This window comes from Allobosea sp. TAB14, assembly GCF_052113865.1.
Taxonomy (GTDB): Bacteria; Pseudomonadota; Alphaproteobacteria; order Rhizobiales; family Beijerinckiaceae; genus Allobosea; species Allobosea spartocytisi.
The window spans coordinates 1-2,998 of the sequence record NZ_JBFRDQ010000306.1 but is presented as its reverse complement, the minus strand read 5'-3'; the positions used below and the strand labels follow the sequence as shown (position 1 = coordinate 2,998).

Genomic DNA, 2,998 nt, shown 5'->3' with positions numbered 1-2,998 from the left:
GAGCTGAGCCGCGGAGCGCATTCTCGCCAAGCCTGTCGCGTGATAAGGTGACGTTTCGTCACCCTGTCATCCAATAAGCGGGGAATGCGATGGCCGATCGGGACAACGAAGCCCTCCAGAAGCGCATCGCCACGCTGGAGACGCAGGTCGCAGCCTTGCTGCAGGCGATTTCGGCAGACCGGGGCGGCAATGTCGTCATCAACGCGCCGGGCTCTCTGACCGTCAATTGCGGGCTCGGGATCTCGCTCACGGCCGGCAGCGCGATGACGCTGACCGCAGGCGCCAACCTTGCCGTGATCGCAGGCGCCAATGCCAGCCTCGTTGTCGGCAACCGTCTGCGCATCAGCAGCGGCCATGAAGCCTCGTTCGAAACACGGAGCTTCAACGTCACGGCGGCCGTGGGCTGCAAGATCGATAGCGGACAGAGCCTTGCCGTCACCTCCGGCAAGGAGATGACGGTCGCGGTCAGCAAGACGCTTCTGGTCGAAAGCGCCAACGCGATGGTGCTGAAAAGCGGCGATGCCAGGCTGGACCTGAAGAAGGACGGCAGCGTCGAGCTTCACGGACGGGACGTCACGCTCAAGGCCTCCGGACACCTCGAAGCCAAGGCGTCCGGCCATGTCACGATCAAAGGATCGAAGATCCTGCAGAATTGACACGCACCGCACTTCTCACGGAACCACGCCGTCTTTCCAGGTCAGGTCAGCTTCCCGCGCGCCGCGACCGGCAGTTCCCCGATCAGCTTGTCGCCCCGCACCGTGATCAATCGGTCGACCATGTTGACGACGACGCAGACGTGGTTCGGCACGACGCGCACGACTTCGCCGACGACGGGACGCTCGTTCGTGCCGGAGAGATCGAGGAAGCCATGCTCCTCGGCGAATTGCGCGATCTTCGCGCGAGGATATTCGAGGATCAGCCCATGGCCGTCGAGGCCGCCCTTGTCGCTGGTCAGCGTCTTCGAGCCGGAATCGAGGATGCCGCGCTCGGGCGCCGCCCGGCTCACCACCGTGGCGTAGACGGTCAGCGCGCAATCATCGAGGGTCGCGACCCCGGCCGCCATCTGCATGCGGTCGTTGAAGATCGAGGTGCCCGAGCGATGCTCGGTCGCGCCCTTGAGCTTGCCCATGTTGGGGATGTTGGGCGAGCCGCCGGTCGAGACGATGTCGGCCTTGAGGCCGGCATCGCGCAGGCCGGCATTGGCGGTGTCGAGGAAAACCTGTGTGCGCTCCCAGCCATCCTCCGGCGGGTACATCAGGAAGCCGGCGAAGCGCAGGCCGGGCGAGGCCGCGACCATCTTCGCCAACTCGACCGCCTCGTTCGGCGTCTCGACGCCGGCGCGCTTGCGGCCCGTATCGCATTCGATGACGACTTCCAGATCACGGCCTGCGATCTCGCCGGCACGCGGCAGGCCGGAGATGGTGACGGGGTTGTCGGCGGCGACGATCATCCGGACGCGACGCTGGAGCGCGCCGAGGCGGCCCAGCTTCTCCTCGCCGAGGATGTTGTAGCTGATCAGGATGTCGTCGAKGCCGCCATCGGCCATSACCTCGGCCTCGCCGAGCTTCTGGCAGGTRRTGCCGCGCGCGCCGGCCTCGACCTGGAGCCGCGCCAGTTCAGGCGACTTGTGCGTCTTGATATGCGGGCGGTTGGCGACGCCGGCCGCATCGCAGGCGGCCTGGAGACGGGCGATGTTGGCATCGACCTTGTCGAGGTCGATCACGACGGCAGGGGTGCCGTAAATGCGGGCGATCTCGGCGGCGAGCGGCGTGGCGGCCGGCTGGTCGACGGCCCTGGACGTGGTCGCGGTCACGCTCATGGGTGCACCTTCACGATGACCTCGATCTCGACGGTCATGCGGTTCGGCAGCGAGCCCATGCCGACGGCCGAGCGGGCGTGGCGGCCCCGGTCGCCGAGCACGGCGACGAACAGRTCGGAGCAGCCATTGATGACCTTGGGATGGTCCGAGAAATCGGGCGCGGCATTGACCATGCCGAGCAGCTTGACGATCTCGACCTTGTCGAGGGAGCCCGCCGCCTTCTTCATCGCCGCGAGCAGACCGAGGCCGGTCTGCTTGGCATGCTCATAGGCCTGCTCGATCGTGACGTCGGCGCCGACTTTGCCGGTCGGATAGGTGCCGTCGGCGCGCTTGGGACCCTGCCCGGAGAGATAGATCATGTCGCCGACCTGCTTGAAGCTGACATAGGTCGCGACCGGCGTCGGCACCTCCGGCAGGGTCAGCCCCAGTTCCTTCAGCCTGTCATCGGCGCTCATGGCATCTTTCTCCTCAGTCCTTCAGGTCGCGGCGCATATAGCAGGCCGCTTCATCGTAAGTCGCCAGCTTCCCGGCCAGCGCGGGCTCTTCGACAACGGCAAATCCCTGACGCTGCCAGAAGCTTGTAGAGCCGTTCACCGCCACCAGCGAGAGGCTTCGGTAGCCGGCCTGCACGAGCCGGCGGGCGAGCTCAGCGACGATCCGGCCGCCAGCCCCCGCTCCGCGTCCTTCGGACAGCACAGCGAGGTCGTGCAGATACCAGTTCGCCTGGCTCTCCGGAACGGCGCCAAGCCGGGAGTTGAGCGCGGGGATCTCGCCGGCCGGCCAGGGATGGCTGACGAGATAGCCGAGCAGCGCCCCGCCCTCGCCCTCCAGGACATGGCAGCCTTCGCCGGCAAGCCGCAACCGCTCGGCGAAGACGGCTTCGTCCTCGGGATAGGCTGGGTGGACAACGGCCGCGATCCGCATCACGGCCGGCAGATCGGCAGGCGCCATGCGGCGCCAGCCCGTTTCGCGTGACATGAAAGTTACGCTGCGACCTTCGGGAACTTGCTGGTCCGCTTCGGGTGCCACCACTTGCCCTTGAGCACGACGCCCTCGGAGACGAACTTCCTGTCACCAATCAGGTGCTCGCCGACCACGTCGACATAGTCGAACTTGCCTTCCTTGATCGTCAGGATGGTCGCGTCGCCGAGCGAGCCGACCTTGAGCGAACCGTATTCC

The 2,998-nt window shown here is 66.4% G+C and carries 4 protein-coding genes and 1 pseudogene; 1 reads left to right on the top strand and 4 read right to left on the bottom strand.

Annotation, left to right across the window (positions count from 1 at the left end):
* Positions 1-89 precede the first annotated feature (89 nt).
* On the top strand, positions 90-656 hold the full coding sequence (locus AB4Y99_RS26825) for a DUF2345 domain-containing protein (protein WP_038361293.1): 567 nt from the start codon (positions 90-92) through the stop codon (positions 654-656).
* Positions 657-697: 41 nt separating this feature from the next.
* Here the strand turns inward: AB4Y99_RS26825 and AB4Y99_RS26820 are convergent, their stop codons facing one another.
* The 4 genes and pseudogenes from AB4Y99_RS26820 to AB4Y99_RS26805 form a co-directional block, all read right to left on the bottom strand.
* A complete protein-coding gene (locus AB4Y99_RS26820) occupies positions 698-1,819 on the bottom strand; it encodes an alanine racemase (protein WP_441525472.1) in 1,122 nt (373 codons plus the stop codon).
* Entirely contained in the window at positions 1,816-2,274 is a 459-nt protein-coding gene (locus tag AB4Y99_RS26815; protein WP_038361290.1) for a RidA family protein, read from the bottom strand. Before AB4Y99_RS26815 ends, AB4Y99_RS26820 begins: the two co-directional genes overlap by 4 nt.
* 13 nt (positions 2,275-2,287) lie before the next feature.
* The gene (locus tag AB4Y99_RS26810) at positions 2,288-2,797 is read right to left on the bottom strand and encodes a GNAT family N-acetyltransferase (RefSeq protein ID WP_441525471.1); all 510 of its coding nucleotides are present in this window, start codon (positions 2,795-2,797) and stop codon (positions 2,288-2,290) included.
* Between the two features lie 5 nt (positions 2,798-2,802).
* Positions 2,803-2,998: pseudogene (locus AB4Y99_RS26805) on the bottom strand (hypothetical protein); the annotation flags it as partial.

Excerpts from the sequence above, each read along its gene's own strand:
- AB4Y99_RS26825 (WP_038361293.1), top strand. The coding sequence starts at position 90 with ATGGCCGATCGGGACAACGAAGCCCTCCAGAAGCGCATCGCCACGCTG.
- AB4Y99_RS26810 (WP_441525471.1), bottom strand. The coding sequence starts at position 2,797 with ATGTCACGCGAAACGGGCTGGCGCCGCATGGCGCCTGCCGATCTGCCG.